Here is a 23,482-nt window from a genome sequence, read left to right as displayed (position 1 = left end):
AAACGCAAAGCGGCGCCGAGTTCGTCCCCTGGTCGGGGTCGCCGTCGCGCTCGCCGCCGTGGCGAGCCTCACGCAGTGCGGCTCGCCGTCCGACGAGGAGCGGCGCCCCGCCGCGTCGGAGGGGACCCGGTCCCCGGAGCGCGAACCCTCCTCCGCCGCGCCCTCGACGCCCGGCGGCCGCCCCACCGACGCCGACGGCAGCGACGAGGAGGACCTGGAGCGCCTGGTCACCGACTACACGTCGGACTTCGCCGCGGACACCGGCTACCGGCGCCCCACGGCCGTAGAGCGCCGCAAGGTCGCCCAGGGCGTCGCCCTGCTCGTCGGCCGGAAGCGGGACCGGGCCGAGCGCCGCCTCTCCGACGTGGACTTCACCGTGCGGACGATCACCGACGCGGCCACCGGGCGGCGGTACGCGGAGGTCACCGACCGCTCCGACCACGCCCCCGCGCCGCGGGGCTGGGGCCGGGTGTACGTCGACCTGGACTCCCCCGTCCGCTGGTCCGCGCAGGTGCCGCACCCCGTGGCCGACAAGAACACCGAGCGGCTCGGGGTGCAGCTCATGCGGCGCTCGCCGGGCGGTGTGCTGATCATCGCTGGCGCACATCGCAAAGCGGGCCGCGGCAACGAGGCGGATGTGGCGCACCGGCGGAGGAGCGTATTCCACGCCATCTGCGACGAGCTGGCGCGGCGCGGTCTGCCCGGCATCCAGATCCACGGCATGGCGGACGACTCGGCGCCGGACCACGACGTGGTCGCCTCCACCGGCAAGGGCCGCGTGGCCGTCGCCGCGGGCCGTGACCTCGCGGACGCGCTGCGCCGCAGGGGCTACGAGGTCTGCCGCGCCTGGGCCCGCTCCTGTCCCCTCGAGGGCCGCACCAACATGCAGGGCCGCGACGCCGCCGAGCAGGAGACCGAGTTCCTGCACGTGGAGTTCGCCCCGAAGCTGCGCGGCGAGAGCAAGCACCGGCGGGCGGCCGTGGCCGCGATGGCCGAGGTGACGCGGGGCTGGCGGCGGACGGGGTCGTAACCGCCCGGTGGGGGCGGGTGGGGATCGCTCCCCACCCGCCCCCACCGGTCCGAAGGCCCCTCGGCTACTGGGCGTCGCGGCCCGGCGGCCGCAGGACCTCGCCCACGGTGGTCTCCTCTTGCTGCCCGAGACGGCTGTGCGAGCGCCCGTAGAGGAAGTAGACGACGACGCCGAGGAGCATCCAGCCGGCGAAGCGGACCCAGGTCTCGGCGGGCAGGTTGAGCATCAGCCACAGCGAGGCGGCGACCGAGGCGATCGGCAGGACCGGCACCCAGGGGGTGCGGAAGGAGCGGTGCAGGTCGGGGCGGGTGCGCCGGAGGATGATCACACTGACGGCGACGATCACGAAGGCGAAGAGGGTGCCGATGTTCACCAGCTCGGCGAGTTCGCTCAGGGGGGTGAACCCGGCCACGACCGCGATGATCACACCGAGGAGGATGGTCGGCCGGTGCGGGGTCTTGAATCGCGGGTGGACGCGTGAGAAGAACCGCGGCAGGAGCCCGTCGCGGCTCATCGCGAAGAACACCCGGGTCTGGCCGAGGAGCAGGATCATGCAGACCGTGGTCAGGCCGACGGCGGCGCCGAAGCTGATGAAGCCTGCGTACCAGGGGTGCCCGGTGGCCTTGAAGGCGTCGGCGAGCGGAGCGTCCACGGACAGCTGCGAGTAGTGCTGCATGCCGGTGACGACGATCGACACGGCCACGTACAGCGTCGTGCAGATGAACAGCGAGCCCAGGATGCCGCGGGGCATGTCCCGCTGCGGGTTCTTGGTCTCCTCCGCGGCGGTGGCGACGATGTCGAAGCCGATGAAGGCGAAGAAGACGACCGAGGCGGCGGTGAAGATGCCCATCACGCCGAAGTTGGAAGGGGCCCAGCCGAACATCAGCTGGATCAGCGGGGAGTGCAGTCCGCTGCCCGCCTCCACGGCCTGGGACTCGGGGATGAACGGGTCGTAGTTGTCGCCCTTGATGAAGAAGGCGCCCGCGACGATCACGACGAGGACGACGATCACCTTGATGGCGACGACGAGGGAGGTGATCCGCGCGGAGAGCTTCATGCCGAGCACGAGGATGCCGGTGAGCACCAGGACCAGGGCCGCGGCGAGGATGTCGAAGCCGAAGCCGTCGGCGCCGTCCCTGCCGCTGAGGGCCTCCGGCAGCTGCCAGCCCGCGTTGTCGAGCAGCGAGGCGATGTACCCGGACCAGCCGACGGCGACCACCGCCGTGCCGAGCGCGAACTCCAGGACCAGGTCCCAGCCGATGATCCAGGCGGGCAGTTCGCCCAGCGAGGCGTACGAGAACGTGTACGCGGACCCGGCCACGGGGAGCGTGGACGCGAACTCGGCGTAGCAGAGCGCGGCGAGGCCGCAGACGACGCCGGCCACGACGAAGGCGAGGGCGACGGAGGGGCCCGCGTTGTTCTTGGCGACGGTGCCGGTGAGGACGAAGATGCCGGTGCCGATGATGACGCCGACGCCGAAGACGGTCAGGTCGAGCGCGGACAGGGATTTCTTGAGCGCGTGCTCTGGCTCCTCGGTGTCGAGGATGGACTGCTCGACCTTCTTCGTCCGGAAGAGGGTGCTGCTCACTGGCGTACCTCCCACGCGAGTCGTGTTCGACATGATCGAGAGGGGAGGTACTCCGAGTGTCCCGGCGCGGGCCGATTCACGCGAAGGGACCCGAAACCTACGCCTGACTGGGTGGTAGCCCCCGCCCTCCCACCGTTCGCTCTTCCGTTGTACTGCGAGCGGGGGGAGGGCCGGGAGACCAGGAACAGGCGGGCGGGTGGGTCAGTCGCGGACCGGCTCGACGGAGTCCACGGCCGCCCGGCCGCGCTCGACCCGCCCGTCGAGCTTGGCGACGAGCCCCGTGACCTGACGGGCGATGTCCGGCGCGGTAAGCCCGATCTCGGCCATGACCTCCTTGCGCGAGGCGTGGTCGAGGAACCGCGGCGGAATGCCGAAGTCGCGCAGCGGCACGTCCACGCCCGCGTCCCGCAGCGCCTGCGCGATCGCCGAACCGACGCCTCCGGCACGGGAGTTGTCCTCGACGGTGACGACGACCCGGTGCTGCTCGGCCAGCGGCGCCATCGCCTCGTCGACCGGCTTGACCCAGCGCGGGTCGACCACGGTCGTGGAGATGCCCTGCTTGTCGAGCAGGTCGGCGATCTCCAGGCACATCGGGGCGAGGGCCCCGACGGAGACGAGGAGCACGTCGGGCCTGGGCGCGTCCGGGCGGCGCAGGACGTCCATGCCGCCGACGCGGGCGACGGCCTTGACGGCCGGGCCGACGGCGCCCTTGGAGTAGCGCACCACGGTCGGGGCGTCGTCGACCTCGACGGCCTCGCGCAGCTGGAGGCGGACCTGGTCGGCGTCGCGCGGCGCGGCGATGCGCAGCGTGGGCACGCACTGGAGGATCGACATGTCCCACATGCCGTTGTGCGAGGCGCCGTCCGTGCCGGTGACGCCCGCGCGGTCCAGGACGAAGGTGACGCCGCACTTGTGCAGGGCCACGTCCATCAGGAGCTGGTCGAAGGCGCGGTTGAGGAAGGTGGCGTACACGGCGAAGACGGGGTGGAGCCCGCCGGTGGCGAGTCCGGCGGCGGACACGGCCGCGTGCTGCTCGGCGATGCCGACGTCGTAGACCCGGTCGGGGAACTCCTCGGCGAACTTCTTCAGGCCGACGGGCTGGAGCATCGCGGCGGTGATCGCCACGATGTCCGCGCGCTCGTGGCCGAGCTTGACCATCTCCTCGCCGAAGACGGACGTCCAGTCCATGCCGCCGGCGGCGATGGGCAGGCCGGTGTCGGGGTGGATGGGGCCGATGCCGTGGAAGTGGTCGGCCTCGTCCTGCTCGGCGGGCTCGTAGCCGCGGCCCTTCTCGGTGATGCAGTGCACGATGACCGGGCCGTTGAAGCGCTTGGCGCGGGCCAGCGCGGACTCCAGGGCCTCGACGTCGTGGCCGTCGATGGGGCCGACGTACTTCAGGCCGAGGTCCTCGAACATGCCCTGGGGGGCGATGAAGTCCTTCAGGCCCTTCTTCGCGCCGTGCAGCGTCTCGTACAGCGGCTTGCCGACGACGGGGGTGCGCTCCAGGAGGTCCTTGCCGCGGGCCAGGAAGCGCTCGTAGCCGTCGGTGGTGCGCAGGGTGGCCAGGTGGTTGGCGAGGCCGCCGATGGTGGGGGCGTAGGAGCGCTCGTTGTCGTTGACGACGATGACCAGCGGGCGGTCCTTGGCGGCGGCGATGTTGTTCAGCGCCTCCCAGGCCATGCCGCCGGTGAGGGCCCCGTCGCCGATGACGGCGACGACGTGGTCGTCCTTCTTGAGGACCTCGTTGGCCTTCGCGATGCCGTCGGCCCAGCCGAGGACGGTGGAGGCGTGGCTGTTCTCGATCACGTCGTGGTCGGACTCGGCGCGCGAGGGGTAGCCGGACAGGCCGCCCTTGCCGCGCAGCCCGTCGAAGTCCTGGCGGCCGGTGAGCAGCTTGTGGACGTAGGCCTGGTGGCCGGTGTCCCACAGGACCTTGTCCCTGGGCGAGTCGAAGACCCGGTGCAGGGCGATGGTCAGCTCGACGACACCGAGGTTGGGGCCGAGGTGGCCGCCGGTCTTGGAGACTGCGTCGACGAGGAAGCCGCGGATCTCGGTGGCCAGCTGGTTCAGCTGCTCCGGGCTGAGCCGGTCCAGATCGCGCGGTCCCGTGATGCGGGTCAGCAGCGGCACCCGTGCCTCCTTGCAGTAGAGCGTGTAGCGCTGTTCGAGCATTGCCGGGCCTGTCGAGTCTAATGTTCCGCCGTTGACGGCGGAGTCCGGCCCGGGAGGCGTACCTCACGCGATCGGCCGTAAACCGACTGGTACGTACACCTGAAATGGGAACATGTGTTCCCCTTGGGTGGTCCCGGGAACGCACCCGTGCCCGGCACCGGACGAACCGGCACCGGGCACGGACCCGCGGAGATCAGGCGCGGCCTGCGGACTTCTGGGTGCGCCGGGAGACCGAGTCGATCACGACGGCGGCGAGCAGGACCGCACCGGTGATCATGTACTGGATCTCACTCGCCATGCCTTCCAGGTTCAGGCCCTGCTGGATCGACTGGATCACGAGCATGCCGAGCAGCGCGGACCAGATCTTGCCCCGGCCGCCGAAGAGGCTGGTGCCGCCGATGACGGCCGCCGCGATGACGATCATCAGGGTGTTGCCGCCGCCGAGGCTCTTGGTGGCGCCGCCGGACAGGCTCGCGATGAACAGGCCGCCGAAGGCGGCGAGCATGCCGGAGATCGCGAAGACGATGATCCGTACGCGGTCGACGTTGATGCCCGCGCGGCGGGCGGCCTCCGCGTTGCCGCCGACCGCGAAGACCTGGCGGCCGAAGGTGGTGCGGCGGACCACGAAGTCCGCGATCACCAGCACGGCCAGGAAGAGCACCAGGGCCAGCGGCAGGCCGCGGGCGCCCGACGGCTCGTTCAGGAAGTACGCGACGACGAAGCACAGGACCGCGAGCACGCCGGTGCGCAGCAGGACCTCGCTGAGCGGCCGCGAGGGCAGGCCCGCGCCCTTGCGGCGCTTGGAGTCGAGCAGCTGCGCGCCCGCGTACAGCAGGACGGCGACGAGCGCGAGCCCGTACGCGGCGGCCTTGTCGGCGAAGAAGTGCGCGGTCAGGTCCTCGACGACGGAGCCGGCCGGCGTGTTGATGCTGCCTTCCTTGCCCATCAGCCAGATCTGCAGACCGCTCCAGCCGAGGAAGCCCGCGAGGGTGACGACGAAGGCGGGGACGCCGACCTTCGCGAAGAAGACGCCGTGCAGGGCGCCGATGACCGCGCCGCAGGCGACGGCGGCGAACACCGACGTCCAGTCGCCCCAGCCGTGGTTCACGCTGAGCACCGCCCAGACGGCGGCGGCGACGCCCGCGACGGAGCCGACGGACAGGTCGATCTCGCCGAGCAGCAGCACGAAGACGATGCCGACGGACATGATGCCGACGCCGGAGGCGAACACGGCAATGTTGGCGAGGCTGGAGGCGGACAGGAACTTGTCGTTCTGCAGCTGGAAGACCAGGGCGATGACGATCAGGCCCACGACGACGGGCAGCGAGCCGAGCTCACCGCCGCGCACCTTGCGCAGGAACTCCGTCCAGTACCCGGCGAAGCCCTGCTCGCGCACCAGGAGGCGGGGGTCGACGGCCGCGACGGGGGCCGCGGACGGCTCGGCGTCCACGGGAGCCGCGGGCTTGCCGGTGGGGGTCTTGGCGAGGTCGCTCACTTCGCGTCCTCCTTCGTGGCGGTACGCGCCCGGCGGCGGGTCACGGCGTTGTCCGTGGCGCCGGTGATGGCGGCGATGATCTCTTCGGGGGTGGTGTCGGCGACGTTGAAGACGCCGTTGTTGCGGCCGAGCCTGAGCACCGCGACGCGGTCGGCGACGGCGCGCACGTCGGCCATGTTGTGGCTGATGAGGATGACGCCGTGGCCGCGCTCGCGCAGCCGCTCCACGAGGTCGAGGACCTGCGCGGTCTGCTCGACGCCGAGGGCGGCGGTGGGCTCGTCGAGGATGACCACCTTGGGGTCGCCGACCAGGGCGCGGGCGATGGCGACGACCTGCCGCTGGCCGCCGGAGAGGGCGGCGATGGGGATGCGGACGCTCGGGATGCGGATGGAGAGGGTCTCCAGGAGCTCCCGGGCGCGCTTCTCCATCCGGATCTCGTCGAGGACACTGGCGCTCTTCAGCTCGCTGCCGAGGAACAGATTGGCGACCACGTCGAGGTTGTCGCAGAGCGCGAGGTCCTGGTAGACGGTGGCGACGCCGAGGTTCTGGGCGTCGTGGGGGCGGGCGACGCGGACCTCGCGCCCCTCCCACTCGATGGCGCCCTCGTCGATGGGGTGCACGCCTGAGATGGTCTTGACGAGCGTGGACTTTCCGGCGCCGTTGTCGCCCACGAGGGCGACCACCTCACCGGTGTGGATCTCGAGGTCTACGTCCGTGAGCGCCTGGACGGCGCCGAACCGCTTGGAGACCCCGCGCAACGCCAGCACGGGCGTAGCGGACACGTGAATCATCTCCTTCACCGCCTGACCGGCGGGGATGGTGAATCGCTGAAGGACAAGGGGGTGCCGGTGCCCGCCCTGACGGCTGCGGGGCGGGAGGTGCCGGGAGAAGACCGTGCGGGCACCGGACGCTGAGGAAGGTGTCTCGCGGCCTCATGGCCGCGTCAACTCCCGGGGAACGGCGGGGCGTGCCGCCCCCGGGGACCGGACCGGGCTACTTGATCCCGGCCTCGGCGCAGGCGGCCTTGAACTGCTTGGTGCAGATCTCGCTCGCCTTGTAGACCTTGTCCTTGACGATCGTGCCGGCCACGTCGTCCTTGGTGATCGCCTGGGCGTCGTAGAGCTTGGCGGGGATGCCCTTGTAGTCGCCGCTCAGCGAGTTGACCTTGCGGTCGATAAGGTCGTCGATCTTCTTGTCCTTGAGCAGGCGCACCGCGATCTCGGCGGTGGTCTCGGCCTCCGGCTTGATCTGCTTGTAGATCGTGAAGGCCTGCTCGCCGCTCAGCAGCCGCTGGATGCCCGCGAGTTCGGCGTCCTGGCCGCCGACGGGGACGTCGATGCCGCGCTGCTTGAGGGCGGTGATGATGCCGCCGGCCATGCCGTCGTTGGCGGAGTAGACGCCGTCGATGCCGCCCTTGCCGAGCTTGTCGATGGCGGTGGCCATCTTCTTGTTGGCCTCGTCGGGCGACCAGTCGGGGATGTCCTGCTCGTAGGCGATCTTCTTCACGTTCTTGTCGAGCACCGAGTGGGCGCCCTTCTTGAAGAACGGGGCGTTCGGGTCGGTCGGCGAGCCGTTGATCATGACGACGTTCGATTCCTTGGCCTTGGACCCGAGGGCCTTGACCAGGGCGCCGCCCTGGAGGCGGCCGATCTTCTCGTTGTCGTAGCTGACGTACGCGGACAGCGGGCCCTCGGCCAGTCGGTCGTACGCGACGACCTGGACGCCCTGCTTGTCGGCCCGCTCGATCCAGCTCTTCGTGGACTTGTAGTCCACGGCGTCGAGAATGATGACCTTGACGCCCTGCGTAATGAGCGCGTCGAATTGCTTCTTCTGGTTCTCGATGTCCTGCGCGGCGTTGTTGTACTTGATCTCGCAGTCGCCGCACAGCGACTTGATCTTCGCCTCCATGATCGGACGGTCGAAGGTCTCATAACGCGTGGTCTTGTTCTCCGGAAGGAGTAGACCAATCGTCTTTCCGTCGCCGCCGCTTCCCTTGTCGTCATCGCCGCCTCCGGCCTCACCGCAGGCGGCGAGGGTGACGGCCATGGAAAGGGTCGCGGTGCCTATGACGACGCGGCGCGTCCATGCATTCATTTGGGGGTGCCTCCCTGACGTGGCCGCGTCGTTGCGGCCGAGGTGGCTCGAAGTCAACTCGGCCACCCGACACGCGTCAAGGAGTAAATCCTTAACGAGATGATAACGGTGCCATGCGTTATCTAAGTGAAGGCAGGTGTCGCCGTCGGGATTGACCCGTCCAAAAGCGTCGAATCCCCCATCTCGCTGAGCGCGAGGGCGAGGGCGCCGAGCACCTCGGCGCGCGAGCCAAGTGCCCCGGGAAGCACGGTCAGTTGACGGGCCGCGCTCGGGATGGCGTACCGCCCGACCGACTCCCGGATCGGCCCGAGCACCAGCTCGTCCGCCTCCGCGAGGGCGCCGCCGAGGACCACCCTGCTGGGGTTCAGGAGGTTGCAGAGGTTCGCGACGCCGCTGCCGATGTGCCGTCCGACGTCGGCGATCACCCGGCGGCAGCCCGGGTCGCCCTCGCGGGCGAGGGCGACGACGCGCTCCATGGTCAGATCGGTGCCGTGGCTGGACTGGAGCAGCGGGAGCACGTAACGCGCGGCGGTGAAGGTCTCCAGGCAGCCGCGGTTGCCGCAGCGGCAGACGGGGCCCGACTCGTCCAGGGTGATGTGCCCGATCTCCCCCGCCGTGCCGCCGGGCCCCCGGTAGATCCGGCCGCTGATCACGAGCCCGGCGCCGACACCGCTGGCGACCTTGATGTACGCCAGGTCCCTGACGCCCTTGCCGCTGCCCCAGACCAGCTCGCCCAGGGCGCCCAGGTTGGCGTCGTTGTCCACGTGCACGGGCACGCCGAGGCGGTCCTTGAGCTCCTCGGCGGGCTTGGTGCCCGCCCAGCCCGGCAGGATCGAGGTGGAGCCGAGGGTGCCGGACTCCACGTCGATGGGCCCGGGCACGCCGAGCCCGACGCCCGCGACCTTGCTCCGGTCCACGCCGGCCTGCTCGATCAGCTGGCCGACCAGGCGCTCGGCCCGGTCGAAGCCCTGGGCGGCGGAGGCGTCCACGTCCAGCGGCTCGGCCTGCTCGGCGAGCACCTTGTGGGCCAGGTTGCCGAGCGCGACGCGCAGGTGGGTGTGGCCGAAGTCCACCCCGATGACCATGCCCGCGTCGCCGCTGAGCGAGACGCTGCGGGCCCGGCGGCCGCCCGCCGAGGTGGGGGTGACCTCGACGGTGCCGCCGTCCTTCAGCTCCCGGACGATGTTCGACACGGTCGCGGCGGACAGGCCCGTCGTCCTGGCGATCTCCGCCTGCGTGAGTGATCCCGCGAGCCGTACCGCGCGCACGACCCGCTCGAGGTTTGCTCGGTGCAGTGACGACTGCGACCCCGGAGTCTCCATCGACTCATCCACTCCCGCCTATGGCGGACGGCGCCCTCGCCGCCCGTACAAGTTGTGAACTCCAAGCTCTGCTGAAGGTGTTACCTCAGTCAAGTCCTTGACGGAAATCCAGGGCTGCTCAGGGCGCCTGTCGAGGGTACGCGAGCAGGCCGGGACCGGACACCGAGGTCACACCTCTCCGTCCGGCCCCGGCCCGCGCACGGGGCACCGTCTTCACTTGATGGGTTGACGCCTCGGGGGCGCCGGGCTCACTTGAGGGTGGCCACCGTGAGGCCCGACTGCACCTGCCGCTGGAAGGACACGTAGACGACGAGCACCGGGATCATGGAGATCGTCATGCCCGCGTACAGGGCGGGCAGGTCGGTCTCGTAGTTTCCCTGGTTCATCAGGCTCACCAGGCCCTGGGCGAGCATCGAGCGGTCCTCGTCGCCGCCGCTCTGCTTCTGCATGAGGGTGAGCGGCAGGATGTACTGGTTCCACTGGCCGAGCACGTTGAAGATCCCGACGCTGATCAGGCCCGGCTTGGCCATCGGCACCATGATCTGGAAGAACACCCGGGTGTGCGAGGCGCCGTCGATCACCGCCGCCTCGTGCACGGCCGTGGGCAGCGTCCGGAAGAACGAGTACAGGTAGAACACGGTGAAGGGCAGCGAGTACGCCACGTACACGAGGATCAGCCCTTGGTACGTGTTCAGCATGCCCAGGCGGTCGACCATGAAGTACAGCGGGACGAGCGCGAGGAACACCGGGAACATCGACCCGGCGACGAAGAAGTAGTACAGGAACCGGTTGCCGACGAACTCGTAGCGGGCCAGGACGTAGGCCGCCATGGCGCCGAGCAGCATCGTGAGCGGCACCGAGAAGATCATCACGATGAGGGTGTTGAGCAGGTAGTCGCCCACGCCCTTCTCCCAGCCGCGCTGGAAGGCGTCGAAGGTCCACTCCGTCGGCCAGGTCCAGGCGCTGGACTTGATCTGCGAGTCGGTCTTGAAGTTGCCGAGCAGGATCCAGCAGAGCGGCAGGACGATCATGATCGCCCACAGCACCAGGAAGCCGTGCGAGAAGGCGTTGAGGGTCTTGCCCTCCATCCCGTCGCGGCGGCCGGGGCCGCCGCGTCCGCCGCCGCGCTGCCCGGGTACGGCGGCCTTGGTGACGGGGGGTTGCGTCGCGGGAGCCGTCATGTCGCTCGCGCCTCCCTAGTACTCGATGCGCTCGCGGCGGCTGAGCCGCAGCGTGACGATGGACACGATCAGGGTGAGCAGCAGCATCACGACGCCCATGGCGCAGGCGTAGCCGCTCTTGCTGTACGTCTGGAAGTTGCGCATCAGGTACGTCGAGATGACCTCGCTGCTGTGGTCGGGGCCGCCGCCGAAGTCCTGGGAGGTGAGCGTGGAGATCAGCAGGAACGCGTCCATGGAGAGGATCGCGAGGAACACCCAGGCCGTCTGGATGGTCTCCCAGAGCAGCGGGAGCGTGACCCGGAAGAAGGTCTGGATCCGCCCGGCGCCGTCGAGGAGCGCGGCCTCGTAGATGTCCTTCGGGATGGACTGCATGGCGGCGGAGAACAGGACCATGTAGAAGCCGGCCCCGGCCCAGACCATCACGAAGACGATGCACCACAGGACCAGGTCGGGATCGTTCAGCCACTCGGTCGGGTTGTTCTTGTCGCCGAGCCCGACGGCCTGGAGGCTGCCGTTGATCAGGCCCGAGTCGTCGCCGCGGTACACCGCCTTGAAGAGGATGGCGAGGATCGCGACGGACAGGACCTGGGGGAAGAAGAAGACGATCCGGTAGAAACCGGAGCCCTTCACTCCCGAGACGCCGCCCGCGCCGCCCCGCCCGCCGACGTTCACCATGAAGGCGAAGAACAGCGAGAGCAGGATGGTCAGGGTCGGTACGAGGACCAGGAGCAGGGCGTTGTGCCGGAGCGCCTTGAGGAAGACGTCGTCGTTGGCCAGGTCCTTGTAGTTGTCGAACCCGACGAAACTGAAGTTCTGGGAGGCGCCGCTCCAGTCGGTGAACGAGTAGCTGATGGTCTGGACGTAGGGCCAGATCACCAGCAGCAGGTAGAGCCCGACGGGAAGGACGAGGAATCCCACGATGAACGGGTACTTTTTCCGATGCATGACACCCTGCTCCTGGCTCGCCTGAACCTCGTGGCTACTTCCTCTTGTTCTTGTCGGTGCCCTTGGCGCGTTCCTTGTCGACGGCCTTCTGGCAGCGCTCCAGCCACTTCTTCGGGGTGAGGCGCTTGGCCATCAGCTCACCGGTGGCGTTCTGGATCTCGACGTCCAGTTCGCCGTACCACTCCGAATAGCGGAAGTTGAAGCGCTCCGGGACCGGGCAGTCGTCGACGGCCGCGAGCGCGGTCTTGATGCCGGGGCGCAGTTCGACGCTCTTGTCGACGTACTCCGGGCCGAGCACGGAGAGCGAACTGGCCTTCTTGGCGAAGTCGGTCGCGCCTTCCTTCGACAGCATCCGGCGCAGGAATTCGAGGCCGCCGGGGACGTTCTTCGCCTTGGACGGCACGATGAAGGGCTCGTCGGCGCCGACGCGCACGGCGTGCAGCTTCATCTTGGAGTCGGGGAGCAGCGGCAGCGGCAGGAACGTCATCTCGAAGTCCTCGGGCGTCTGCTTGGCCTGCTCGTTCTCCAGCCAGGAGCCGGACGGGATGAAGACCGCCTTGTACTCGTTCCACTTGGTCTGGGCCTCGGTGTGCTCCAGGGAGTTGGTGCCCGGCATCAACAGGCCCTTCTCCACGATCTCGTAGACCGCCTCGATGGAGCGCTCGGCGGCGTCGTTGCCGACGAACGCCTTGGGGTCGAGGTTGTCGATCGCCTTCACGGCGTCCATGCCGCCGGTCTTGGCGATCAGATCCATGATCACGATGTTCATGTAGTACGGGTACTTGCCCTGGTGGGCGAGGCCTCCAATGCCCTTGGACTTGGCGTCCTTCATGATGTCCAGGAGCTGGTCCCAGGTCTTGGGGACGTCCCAACCGTGCTTCTTGAAGAGCTTGTTGGAGTACCACAGGCCCCAGGCCGCGTAGACGTAGAACAGCGCGTGGAACTTGCCGCCGAACGTGCCCTGTTCGATGGTGCCGGGCAGCATGATGTCGCGGATCTTCTTGCTCGGGTCGTCGATGGACGGCGCGTCGAGCAGCTGTGTGAGGTCGGTCAGATGGCCTTCCTTGAACAGCGTGTCCAGCTTCATCTTCTTCGACCCGGAGTCGTCGACGACGTCCGGCGGATTGCCCTTGTTGAAGCGGGGCTGGAGCTTGCCGGTCACGTCCTGCTCGCCGCTGTGGGCGACCTCGCCGCCGTACTTCTTCTCGAAGGACGCCTCCCACGCCTTGGCGTACTCGTCGCCGTAGCCGCCCTTGAAGATGAAGACGTCCAGGTCGTTGTCCTTGGCGACGCCGAAGGGGTTGTCCTTGGTCTTCTTGACCGTCTTGGCCTTCTCGTCGTCGTCACCGCCGCCCGAGGCGCACGCGGACAGGAAGCTCATCGTGGGTACGGAGATGATGCCGAGGGCCGCGCTGCGCTTGATCAGGTCGCGGCGGCCGACGCCGGACGTACCGGGCGTTCCAGAGGTGGATCCCATGCTCAAGTCCTCGCTCTCTTCCAGGACTCAGGCGGTGAACCGGATCCTCCCCGGCACCGCGGAGTAGTGAAGCTGGGGTCGTGCGATGGTGCGGGATGTGTCCGGTGGCGGTCGAAGGGGGGAACCACGGCTTGCCGACCGGGCCGTGCGGACGCGCACAGGTATAGTCCACTCGCCACCGGGTGAGCAAGATCGAATGCAGCTTTGGGCAGGCACCTTTTCCGAGTTGAGACCTCTTTATGTCGGGCGGGCCGCTAAATAGTACGGACCAATTCGGAAAGTCCAATTCCCGCATGCCGCCTGTGCCTTGACCCCGGCCCGGTCGGGGTGGGCGGGTCCGCGCGCGGAGGTCAGCCGGTGAAGCCCGGTACCACCAGGCCGGATTCGTAGGCGATGACCACGGCGTGGGTCCTGTTCTGCGCGCCGAGCTTGGTGAGCACGTTCCCGACGTGGGTCTTCACCGTCTCCAGGCTCACCGTGAGCGACCCGGCGATCTCCGGGTTGGACAGGCCGGTGGCCATCAGGCGCAGCACCTCCTCCTCGCGCCCGGTCAGCGCCGCGTCCGGCAGCGCGTCGGCGGAGTCCAGCGGGCGGGCGGCGACCATCCTGCGCAGGGCCGCGGGGAAGAGGATCGCCTCGCCCGCCGCCACCACGCGCACCGCCTCCGCGATCTGCGGGACCGGGAGCCGCTTGAGCACGAAACCGCTGGCCCCCGCGCTGAGCGCGGCGGTCACGTAGTCGTCGTTCTCGAAGGTGGTGATCACCACGACCTTCGGCGGCGCGGGCGAATCGGCGAGGAGGTGCCGGGTGGCCTCGATCCCGTTGCGGCGCGGCATCCGCACGTCCATCAGGACGACGTCGGGGCGCAGCAGCAGCGCCTGCTCGACCGCCTCGACGCCGTCGGCGGCCTCCCCGATCACCTCGATGCCGGGCTGCGCCGCGAGCAGCAGGCGGAGGCCGCTGCGCGTCACCGCGTCGTCGTCCGCGATCAGGAGGGTGACACGGGCCTCGGCGGGACCGGACGCGCCGGCCCCGCTCGCGTCGGAGTCGATCATGCCGTCAACCGTACGGGCAGCCGGACCGCGAGGCGCCAGTGGTGCGGCCCGTCCGCGCCGGACTCCATCTCGCCGTGCAGAAGCCGTACGCGCTCGGCGAGGCCGGGCAGGCCGTGCCCGGAGGTCGGGAAGGCGCGCGGGCCTGCGCCCGTGCCCGCTCCCGCTCCCGCTCCGGTCCGGTTGACCACGCCGAGTTCGAGGCCGTCCGGCGCGGCCGCCACGCGGACCTGGATGGGGCCGCCCGCCCCGTGCCGCAGCGCGTTCGTCAGGCCCTCCTGGAGGATCCGGTACGCCGCCCGGGAGAGCGTCCCCTGGATCTGCGCCAGGTCGCCCGAGAGGTCCGGCTGCACCACGGCGCCCGCGTGCCGGAGCCGGTCGAGGAGCTCGGGCAGGTCGGCCAGGGTGCGGGTCGGGGCCGTCTGCGACTCCTGCTCGCGCAGCACGCCGAGCACGTAGTCCAGGTCTTCGAGGGCGGACCTGGCCGACTCCTCGATGCTGCGCAGGGCGGCCCGCGCCGCCACCGGGTCGGCGGCGAGCACCTCGCCCGCGACCGCCGCCTGGATGGTGGTGGCCGTGAGCGTGTGCCCGATGGAGTCGTGCAGCTCGTGGGCGAGGCGGTTGCGTTCGGCGAGGGCCCGCTCCCGCTCGGCCGCGAGCGCGAGCCGCTCGGCCGCCGAAGGGCCGAGGAGCCGGGGCGCGAGCGCCCGCAGCGCGCTCGTCACCGCCGCGCACACGGCCGCCGCGAGCAGCAGGCAGCCGAGCGCCACCGCCCAGCTCGCCCAGCCGTCCCCGGGGTCCGCGGAGCGGCCGAACAGGCTCAGCTTCAGCTCGGCGTCGAGCCAGCCCCCGGGCAGGGTCAGGCCCAGGAGCAGCAGCAGGCCGCCCACCAGCGCGCCCGTCCACCCGATGGCCACGTGCAGCACCAGCCAGAGGGGGGTCCGCAGCCGGTCGGCGGCGGGGGCGGGCACGGCCGCGGGGTCCGGCAGCGCCACCCGCAGCAGTCGGCGGGCGGCCGCGGTCAGCCCCCGCCGCGTGCTGCGCGCCAGACCGACCGCGCCGGTCAGCGCCGCCCAGAGCAGCAGGGTCAGCGCGACCTGCACGCCGTACGGAGCCGATGACCACACCAGCGACGGCAGCATGGCGAACGGCAGCAGCGGAAGGCTCGCGAAGGCGCCGAGAACGGCGAACAGCATGCCTGTGTATGTGGAGCCGCGCAGCAGCGACCGGATTCCCCTCAACATGATGCGTCCAGTATCGCCGGAGGCTCCACCGGCGGCCTCCCTCGATCGGGGGAGCTCCTTTTCCCGCTTTTCCGCGATGTGTTTCCGGGCCTCGAAATCCAGGATCTTTCCCAGAACGACGGACCGGAGGACGACCGATGAACACGCAAGAGCTGGAAAGGCCACAGCGCCACCCGGCATGGCCCGCGTCGACGGGAACGCCCGGCGGCGCCCCCGGCCCGCAGGGCCACGGCACACCGGCCCCGGGCGGCGGGAACCGCACGGCCCGGGGCGCCCTGGCCCTCGGCGTCGTCGGCCTGAGCACCTCGGTCGTCATCGTCGGCGGCCTGCTCGGGGTCGTCGGCCTGGGCCTGGGCCTCGCCGCCCTGCGGACGGCCCGGCGGACCGGCGTCGGCCGGGGCAGGGCCGTCGCCGGCGTGGTGACGTCGGCCCTCGCGATCACGGTGTCCGTCACGGCCGCCTTCCTCTTCGTCTGGTACGCGAATCAGACGCAGGAGTGCTACGAGCCCGACAGCTTCCGGCAGTACACGCAGTGCGTCCACGACCAGTTCGACGGAGCCTGACCCATGGCCATGGACATCGTGGCGCGCGCCGCACGCACAGCTTCTCTTCTGGCGGCCGGTATCACGGCGGCTTTCGTTCCGGTCCTGACTCCCGCGACGGGAATCACCGCGGCCGAAGCCGCCGCCGGAAACCCTCTTCGTCCGTACACCCAGCAGAAGCCCCACTGGCAGCGCTGCGACGCCGAGAATCCCGCCGCTTTCCAGTGCGCGACGCTCGAAGTGCCGCTGGATTACGGCGATCCGGGCGGCAAAAGGACGCGCGTCGAGATATCCCGGCTGAAGGCGGAAAGCCCGGCGAAACGGCGCGGCGTGCTGCTGCTCAACCCCGGCGGCCCCGGCGGGCCCGGCCTCCACTTGCCGGTCGACCCGGCGATCCGGATCTCCAAGGACGTACGGAAGCGGTACGACCTCATCGGATTCGACCCGCGGGGCATCGGCCGGAGCTCTCCCGTCAGCTGCGGTCTGACGCGCGGCGAACAGGAGATGGAGCACCCGTACACGGCCCGCACCTTCGCGAAGGACGTGCGGTGGGCCCGTACGGTGGCCGCCAAGTGCCGGGCCTCGACGGGTGCGAAGCTGCGGCACATCACCACCCGCAACACCGCTCGTGACATGGACGTCGTCCGTGCCGTGCTCGGCGAGCGGCAGATCTCCTACCTGGGGTTCTCCTACGGCACCTACCTCGGTGCCGTCTACACGCGGATGTTCCCGCACCGGGCCGACCGGTTCGTCCTCGACAGCGCGGCCGACCCCGGGCGGTACGGGCGCGGCATGTTCCAGGCGATGGCGGAGGGCGCCGAGCCCGCCTTCACGCGGTGGAGCGGATGGGCGGCCCGGCGGCACGCGACGTACGGGCTCGGCAGGACCCCGGCCGAGGTCCGCGGGACCTTCTGGGACCTGGTCGCCCGGGCCGACCGCGAGCCGCTCACCGTCGACGGGCGCCCCCTCACCGGCGACGGCATCCGGGCCCGGCGCGCCACGTTCTTCCACGTGCGCAAGGCCGCCGAGTGGGTCGCCGGACTGAAGAAGGCGGCCGAGGGCGGAACGCGAACCGAGGACGGGAAGCGATCCGGGCACGGCAAGCGAACCGACGACGGACAGCAGCCCGCGCACGGCAAGCGAACCCAGGACCGACAGCAGCCCGCGCACGGCAAGCGAACCGAAGGCGCCGCCACGCCCGAGCGGTCCCCGGGCCCCGCCCCGCGGTCGTCCGCCCGAGCCGTCCCCCCGGACAACGACACCGCGGGCGCCTGGGCCGTCCTCTGCGGCGACACCCGTGCGTCGTGGCCGAGCGATCCCGAGCGGTACCGCCGCGACGCGATCCGCGACAAGCGCCGCTATCCGCTGGCCGGCGACTTCGATTCCGGCATCAAGCCGTGCGCCTTCTGGAAGCCCGGCTCCGAGCCCGCGACCACGGTGAACACCACCGCCCGCGCGCTGATCGTGCAGAACGCGTGGGACCCCAGCACTCCCCTGCCCGGCGCCCAAGCCATGCACCGGGCCCTGCGCGGCTCCCGGATGGTCACCGTCGCCGGAGGCGAGGGCCACATCGTCAACGGCACCAACGCCTGCGCGGACGACAGCGTCACGCGCTACCTGACCACCGGCAGGCTCCCCGCCAGGGACCTGACCTGCCGGACCGACTAGTTCCCCTCCCTCCATCCCTTTTCGCCCCATCTCCTTCATCTCCTTGAGGAATTGACGCATGCGCACGCAGACATGGCAGAGGTCCCGTTCGTCCGAGTGGCGGCGACGCGGTCGGCGCTCCTTCGCGTCGGCTGTCGCCGTGGCGGCCGCCGGCGTGATGGCGGCGGGCGCCCTCGCGCCCTCGGCGACGGCCGCCTCCGCCGAGCCCGACCCCGTCCAGCAGGGCCTCGACGCCCTGGTGCGGGACGGCGGCCCGCCCGGCGCCCTGGCGACCGTGACGGACCGCGACGGCGGCACCCGTACCTACACCGCGGGCGTCGGCGACATCGCCACCGGCGCGAAGGTGCCCCGGGACGGGCAGGTGCGGATCGGCAGCAACACCAAGACGTTCACCGCGACGGTCGTGCTCCAGCTGGTCGCCGAGAAGAAGATCAGCCTGACGGCCAAGGTCCACGACTATCTGCCCCGGGTGCTGCGCGGCGACGGCATCGACGGGCGGAAGATCACCATTCGGCAGCTCCTCCAGCACCGCAGCGGCCTGCCCAACTACACCAAGTACCTCGACGACGACATCCACCCCTACGAGCCCCGCGAGCTCCTGGACCGCGCCCTCCAGCACAAGGCCGCTTTCGAGCCCGGCAAGAAGTGGGAGTACAACAACACGAATTACCTGGTCCTCGGCCTCATCGTGGAGAAGGTCACCCAGCACTCGATCGCCCAGGAGATCGACCGGCGCGTCATCAAGCGCATCGGCCTGCGCCACACCTACTTCCCCGCGCACGGCGACGCGACCGTCAAGGAGCGCCACCCCCAGGGCTACTACCAGTCCGCGGCGGGCGCGCCGCTGGTCAACGCCACGGAGTGGGACCCGTCCTGGGCCTGGGCGGCTGGACAGATGGTGTCCACGAACTCCGACCTCAACCGGTTCTTCACCGCGCTCCTGGGCGGACGCCTGCTCAAGGAGGACCAGCTCAAGCAGATGCGGAAGACCGTCCCTGCCGAGAAGCCCTTCCCCGAGGGCGCCGGTTACGGCCTTGGCCTCGTGAAGACGCCCCTGAAGTGCGGCGGCGTCTACTGGGGCCACGGCGGCAGCATGACGGGCTACGAGACCCGCGGCGGCGTCGTCCTGAAGCACGGCAAGCCGGTCCGCTCCGTCAACGTCGCCGTGACCACGCAGCCGAGCCAGGCGGTCAAGGACGACATGGACCGCATCGTGAACGAGGCCCTCTGCCGCTGACGGACGCCTCCGGAAGGCACCCCCGCTCCCAGGGGGTGCCTTCCGGTGTGGACAACACCCTTGACACCACTTGCCACTTGCCGCCCTACTGGACCCTGCGCAGCCACGTGACAACGTTGTCCGGATGGGCAGGGAGGGAGTCAGGGGATGGGGTACGGACGTCGGGGACGCAGACCGGGCGGAGGGCTGCTTGTCGGGGTCACCGCCCTGACCGTGGTCGCCGCCTCGCAGGGCGCGGCCGTGGCGGGGCCGGAGCGGACGCCGCGTGCGGAGCGGGAGTTCAGCTCCTCGTTCGAGGCGGGCCAGGCCGCGCCGGACTGGCTGAACACCGTGGAGACGGGCCCGGACGGCAAGAAGCGCGCGGGCGGGGTGAACGGCGGCTTCACCTCCGGGATACCCGGCGGCGTCAACGACCGTGTCGTGGGCGTCAGGGCCAGCGGTGAGCACAGCGGCTCGGGCGAGGTGAAGGAGAACCTCGTCGACGGCGAGAAGACCACGAAGTGGCTCACGTTCGCCAAGTCGGGCTGGGTGGAGTTCACGCTCGACTCCCCCACCAAGGTCGTGCGGTACGCGCTGACGTCGGCGAACGACCACGCGCAGCGCGATCCGAAGAGCTGGACGCTCCAGGGCTCCACGGACGGCCGGGACTGGAAGGACCTCGACAAGCGCGAGGGCGAGACCTTCGGCGAGCGGTTCCAGACCACGACGTACGACTTCGCGAACGACACGGCGTACACGCACTTCCGTCTGGACATCTCGGCGAACAACGGCGGCGGTGAGATCCAGCTCGCCGACCTCCAGCTGTCCGTGGGCGGTTCGGACACTCCGGTGCCGCCCGAGGAGATGCAGAGCGCGGTCGACCGGGGCCCGGCCGGGTCGCCGACGGCGAAGGGGCGGGCGGGCTTCACCGGCAAGCAGGCCCTGCGGTACGCGGGCACGCACACCGCCGAGGGGCGCGGCCACTCGTACAACAAGGTCTTCGACGTGGACGTGAAGGTGGGCCGGGACACCGAGCTCGGGTACCGCGTCTTCCCGTCGATGGACGACGAGGAGTACAAGAAGGCGCCGTACGACGCCACGAACGTGGCCGTGGACCTGGCCTTCACCGACGGCACGTATCTGAGCGACCTGAAGGCCACCGACCAGCACGGCTTCCCGCTCACGCCGCGCGGTCAGGGCGACGCGAAGATCCTGTACGTCAACCAGTGGAACGACGTGGCGTCGCGGATCGGCGAGGTCGCCGCGGGCAAGACCGTCGACCGGATCCTGGTCGCGTACGACTCCCCCAAGGGCCCGGTGAAGTTCCGGGGCTGGGTGGACGACATATCCCTGGCCGAGAAGGCACCGCCGAAGCCGAAGGCGCACCCGTCGGACTACGCCTCCACCACCCGCGGCACCCTGTCGTCCAACGGCTTCTCGCGCGGCAACACCTTCCCCGCGACCGCCGTGCCGCACGGTTTCAACTTCTGGACGCCGGTGACCAACGCGGGCAGCATCGACTGGCTGTACGACTACGCGCGCCGCAACAACGAGGACAACCTCCCGACCCTCCAGGCGTTCAGCGCGAGCCACGAGCCGAGCCCGTGGATGGGCGACCGGCAGACGTTCCAGATCATGCCGTCGGCCGCGAAGGACACCCCCGACGCGTCCCGCACCGGGCGCGCGCTGCCGTTCAAGCACGAGAACGAGACGGCGCGCCCGCACTACTACGGCGTGACCTTCGAGAACGGCCTGAAGGCCGAGATGACGCCGACCGACCACGCGGCGATGTTCCGGTTCACCTACCCCGGTGACGACGCGAGCGTGATCTTCGACAACATCGAGAAGACGGGCGACACCAAGCACGCCGTCGGCCTGACCCTCGACAGGGAGAAGGGCATCGTCACCGGCTACTCCGACGTGAAGTCGGGTCTGTCGGCAGGTGCGACCCGCATGTTCGTGTACGGCACCTTCGACCGTCCGGTCACCGGCGGCGGCAAGCTGGAGGGCGGCGGCACCACGGACGCCACCGGCTACCTCCGCTTCTCGCCCGGCAAGGACCGCGAGGTCTCGCTGCGCCTGGCCACCTCCCTGATCAGCGTCGACCAGGCGAAGGCGAACCTGGACGCGGAGATCCCGGCGGGCACGCCCTTCGCGAAGGTCAAGGACGAGGCCCGGCAGAAGTGGGACGAGGTCCTCGGCCGCGTCGAGGTGGAGGGCGCGAGCGAGGGCCAGCGCACCTCGCTGTACTCCAGCCTGTACCGGCTCTACCTGTACCCCAACTCCGGCTTCGAGAAGGTCGGCAAGACGTACAAGTACGCCTCGCCGTTCACCAAGCAGCCGAACCCGGACACCCCCACCCACACCGGCGCCGAGATCGTCGAGGGGAAGCCGTACGTCAACAACGGCTTCTGGGACACCTATCGCACGACGTGGCCCGCGTACTCCCTCCTCACCCCGAAGAAGGCGGGTGAGCTGGTCGACGGCTTCGTGCAGCACTACAAGGACGGCGGCTGGACCTCGCGCTGGTCCTCGCCGGGCTACGCGGACCTGATGACCGGCACGTCGTCCGACGTGGCGTTCGCCGACGCGTACGTCAAGGGTGTCAAGGGCTTCGACGCGAAGGCGGCGTACGACGCGGCCGTGAAGAACGCGACGGTCGCCCCCGACAAGCCGGGCTACGGCCGCAAGGGCATGACGAACGCGCCGTTCCTCGGCTACACCCCGTCCGAGACGCACGAGGGCCTGTCGTGGGCCCTTGAGGGCTACGTCAACGACTACGGCATCGCGAAGATGGGCCAGGCCCTCTACAAGAAGACGGGCGACAAGCGGTACAAGGAGGAGTCGGAGTACTTCCTCAACCGCGCCCGTGACTACGTGAAGCTCTTCGACTCCAAGGCCGCGTTCTTCCAGGGCAAGGACAAGAAGGGCGCCTGGCGCGTCCCGTCGGAGAAGTTCGACCCGCGCGTGTGGGGCTACGACTACACCGAGACCAACGCCTGGGGCTACGCCTTCACCGCCCCGCAGGACTCGCGCGGCCTCGCCAACCTGTACGGCGGCCGCAAGGGCCTGGCGAAGAAGCTCGACACGTACTTCGCGACGCCGGAGACCGGCTCCGCCGAGTTCGCGGGCTCCTATCCCGGCGTCATCCACGAGATGACCGAGGCCCGTGACGTGCGCATGGGCATGTACGGCCACTCCAACCAGGTCGCGCACCACGCCGCGTACATGTACGACGCGGCCGGGCAGCCCTGGAAGACCCAGGAGAAGGTCCGCGAGGTCCTCTCCCGCCTCTACACCGGCAGCGAGATCGGCCAGGGCTACCACGGCGACGAGGACAACGGCGAGCAGTCCGCCTGGTACCTGTTCTCCTCGCTCGGCTTCTACCCGCTGGTCATGGGCAGCGGCGAGTACGCGATCGGCTCCCCGCAGTTCAAGAAGGCCACCGTCCGGCTCGACAACGGCGGCACGCTGGTCGTGAAGGCTCCCAAGAACAGCGCGCAGAACGTGTACGTGCAGGGCCTGAAGGTCAACGGCAAGAAGTGGAACTCCACCGCCCTGCCGCACGAGGAGATCGCGCGCGGCGGCGTCCTCGAATTCGACATGGGCCCGAAGCCGTCCGCGTGGGCCTCCGGCAAGGGCGCCCAGCCGGTGTCCGTGACGGACGACGACAAGGTGCCGTCGCCCCGCGAGGACGCGACCAGGGTCGAGGGCGAGCTGTTCGACAACTCCTCGACGACGTATGCCGAGGCGGCCTCCGTGGTGGTGCCGGTCCCGTCGCGCACCAAGGCCGTGCAGTACACCCTCACCTCGGCGGACGCCGCGAAGGCGCCGCGCGGCTGGGTCCTCCAGGGCTCGCCCGACGGCGAGAAGTGGACGACGGTGGACAAGCGGTCCGGCCAGACCTTCGCCTGGGACAAGCAGACCCGTCCCTTCACGGTGGACAAGCCGGGCTCCTACGTGAAGTACCGCCTGGTCTTCACCGGCGGCCGGGCCGCCCTCTCGGAGGTGGAGCTGCTGCGCTGACGCCTTCGGTGAACTCGGCCCACACGACCTTGCCGGGGTTGCGCTCCGCGACGCCCCACGTGTCGGCCAGGGCCGCCACCAGAAGCAGGCCGCGCCCCGACTCGTCGGCAACCCCTTCGCCGACGAGCCGGGGCCGGCCGCCCCCACTGTCGTGGACCTCGATCCGTACGCCGCCGCCGTCGCGGAGCAGCCGCAGCTTGAACCCACGGCCCGGCGGGGCGCCGTGCACCAGGGCGTTGGTCGTCAGCTCGCTCACGCAGAGCGTGATGTCATCGGCCCGCTTCTCGATTCCCCAGGCGCCGAGCACGGCGTGCGCGAACGCCCGCGCCGCCGGGACCGACTGCCGCTCCCTCCGGTAGAAGCGTTCCCGGAGGGGCGTGGGGGGAGTTTCGCCATTCACGTGACGACAGTCACACCCCACCGTGGTCAT

17 protein-coding genes are annotated in these 23,482 nt (G+C 70.1%); 5 read left to right on the top strand and 12 right to left on the bottom strand.

Annotated elements, in window-relative coordinates; all coding sequences use genetic code 11:
- The first annotated feature begins 58 nt into the window (after window positions 1-58).
- Entirely contained in the window at window positions 59-1,030 is a 972-nt protein-coding gene (locus IG74_RS0126965; RefSeq protein WP_199818891.1) for a hypothetical protein, read from the top strand.
- A 64-nt stretch (window positions 1,031-1,094) separates the two neighbouring features.
- Here the strand turns inward: IG74_RS0126965 and IG74_RS0126960 are convergent, their stop codons facing one another.
- From IG74_RS0126960 to IG74_RS0126910, 11 genes are all read right to left on the bottom strand, one after another.
- On the bottom strand, window positions 1,095-2,618 hold the full coding sequence (locus IG74_RS0126960; protein ID WP_030682575.1) for an amino acid permease: 1,524 nt from the start codon (window positions 2,616-2,618) through the stop codon (window positions 1,095-1,097).
- Between the two features lie 201 nt (window positions 2,619-2,819).
- On the bottom strand, window positions 2,820-4,748 hold the full coding sequence (gene dxs, locus IG74_RS0126955) for a 1-deoxy-D-xylulose-5-phosphate synthase (protein ID WP_030682572.1): 1,929 nt from the start codon (window positions 4,746-4,748) through the stop codon (window positions 2,820-2,822).
- 235 nt (window positions 4,749-4,983) lie between these two features.
- Complete coding sequence (locus IG74_RS0126950; RefSeq protein ID WP_030682569.1) at window positions 4,984-6,285, bottom strand: sugar ABC transporter permease; 1,302 nt, start codon at window positions 6,283-6,285, stop codon at window positions 4,984-4,986.
- Window positions 6,282-7,076 carry an ATP-binding cassette domain-containing protein gene (locus IG74_RS0126945; RefSeq protein WP_078869059.1) on the bottom strand — a complete coding sequence of 265 codons (795 nt, stop codon included), beginning with the start codon at window positions 7,074-7,076 and terminating at the stop codon, window positions 6,282-6,284. Before IG74_RS0126945 ends, IG74_RS0126950 begins: the two co-directional genes overlap by 4 nt.
- A gap of 202 nt (window positions 7,077-7,278) precedes the next feature.
- Window positions 7,279-8,379: a substrate-binding domain-containing protein gene (locus tag IG74_RS0126940; RefSeq protein ID WP_030682565.1), complete on the bottom strand. Its 1,101-nt coding sequence runs from the start codon at window positions 8,377-8,379 to the stop codon at window positions 7,279-7,281.
- A gap of 122 nt (window positions 8,380-8,501) precedes the next feature.
- Window positions 8,502-9,701, bottom strand: a complete 1,200-nt coding sequence (locus IG74_RS0126935; protein WP_030682563.1) for an ROK family transcriptional regulator — start codon at window positions 9,699-9,701, stop codon at window positions 8,502-8,504.
- A 248-nt stretch (window positions 9,702-9,949) separates the two neighbouring features.
- Window positions 9,950-10,882 carry a carbohydrate ABC transporter permease gene (locus tag IG74_RS0126930; protein ID WP_030682560.1) on the bottom strand — a complete coding sequence of 311 codons (933 nt, stop codon included), beginning with the start codon at window positions 10,880-10,882 and terminating at the stop codon, window positions 9,950-9,952.
- Between the two features lie 15 nt (window positions 10,883-10,897).
- Window positions 10,898-11,827, bottom strand: coding sequence for a carbohydrate ABC transporter permease (locus tag IG74_RS0126925; RefSeq protein ID WP_030682558.1), 930 nt, complete (start codon window positions 11,825-11,827; stop codon window positions 10,898-10,900).
- 34 nt (window positions 11,828-11,861) lie between these two features.
- The gene (gene ngcE / locus IG74_RS0126920) at window positions 11,862-13,304 is read right to left on the bottom strand and encodes an N-acetylglucosamine/diacetylchitobiose ABC transporter substrate-binding protein (RefSeq protein ID WP_030682556.1); all 1,443 of its coding nucleotides are present in this window, start codon (window positions 13,302-13,304) and stop codon (window positions 11,862-11,864) included.
- 350 nt (window positions 13,305-13,654) lie between these two features.
- Window positions 13,655-14,359 carry a response regulator transcription factor gene (locus tag IG74_RS0126915; RefSeq protein WP_030682553.1) on the bottom strand — a complete coding sequence of 235 codons (705 nt, stop codon included), beginning with the start codon at window positions 14,357-14,359 and terminating at the stop codon, window positions 13,655-13,657.
- The gene (locus IG74_RS0126910) at window positions 14,356-15,552 is read right to left on the bottom strand and encodes a sensor histidine kinase (protein WP_324607517.1); all 1,197 of its coding nucleotides are present in this window, start codon (window positions 15,550-15,552) and stop codon (window positions 14,356-14,358) included. Before IG74_RS0126910 ends, IG74_RS0126915 begins: the two co-directional genes overlap by 4 nt.
- A gap of 185 nt (window positions 15,553-15,737) precedes the next feature.
- Here IG74_RS0126910 and IG74_RS52220 point away from each other — a divergent pair, with 185 nt between their 5' ends.
- The 4 genes from IG74_RS52220 (at window position 15,738) to IG74_RS0126890 (ending at window position 23,052) form a co-directional block, all read left to right on the top strand.
- Window positions 15,738-16,163 (top strand): DUF4190 domain-containing protein, encoded by a 426-nt coding sequence (locus IG74_RS52220; RefSeq protein WP_158857772.1) that lies wholly within the window; start codon window positions 15,738-15,740, stop codon window positions 16,161-16,163.
- A gap of 3 nt (window positions 16,164-16,166) precedes the next feature.
- Complete coding sequence (locus tag IG74_RS49720) at window positions 16,167-17,810, top strand: alpha/beta hydrolase (RefSeq protein WP_420709945.1); 1,644 nt, start codon at window positions 16,167-16,169, stop codon at window positions 17,808-17,810.
- 58 nt (window positions 17,811-17,868) lie between these two features.
- The gene (locus tag IG74_RS0126895; protein WP_030682544.1) at window positions 17,869-19,047 is read left to right on the top strand and encodes a serine hydrolase domain-containing protein; all 1,179 of its coding nucleotides are present in this window, start codon (window positions 17,869-17,871) and stop codon (window positions 19,045-19,047) included.
- A 213-nt stretch (window positions 19,048-19,260) separates the two neighbouring features.
- The gene (locus tag IG74_RS0126890; protein ID WP_030682541.1) at window positions 19,261-23,052 is read left to right on the top strand and encodes a GH92 family glycosyl hydrolase; all 3,792 of its coding nucleotides are present in this window, start codon (window positions 19,261-19,263) and stop codon (window positions 23,050-23,052) included.
- On the opposite strand, the gene IG74_RS0126885 is transcribed toward IG74_RS0126890, so the two are convergent.
- The gene (locus IG74_RS0126885) at window positions 23,006-23,452 is read right to left on the bottom strand and encodes an ATP-binding protein (RefSeq protein ID WP_051855464.1); all 447 of its coding nucleotides are present in this window, start codon (window positions 23,450-23,452) and stop codon (window positions 23,006-23,008) included. The two genes, IG74_RS0126890 and IG74_RS0126885, sit on opposite strands and share 47 nt — an antisense overlap.
- Window positions 23,453-23,482: the final 30 nt, after the last annotated feature.

This window comes from Streptomyces sp. NRRL B-1347 (genome assembly GCF_000720325.1).
Classification (GTDB): Bacteria; Actinomycetota; Actinomycetes; order Streptomycetales; family Streptomycetaceae; genus Streptomyces.
This window is presented reverse-complemented; position numbering and strand designations above follow the sequence as displayed.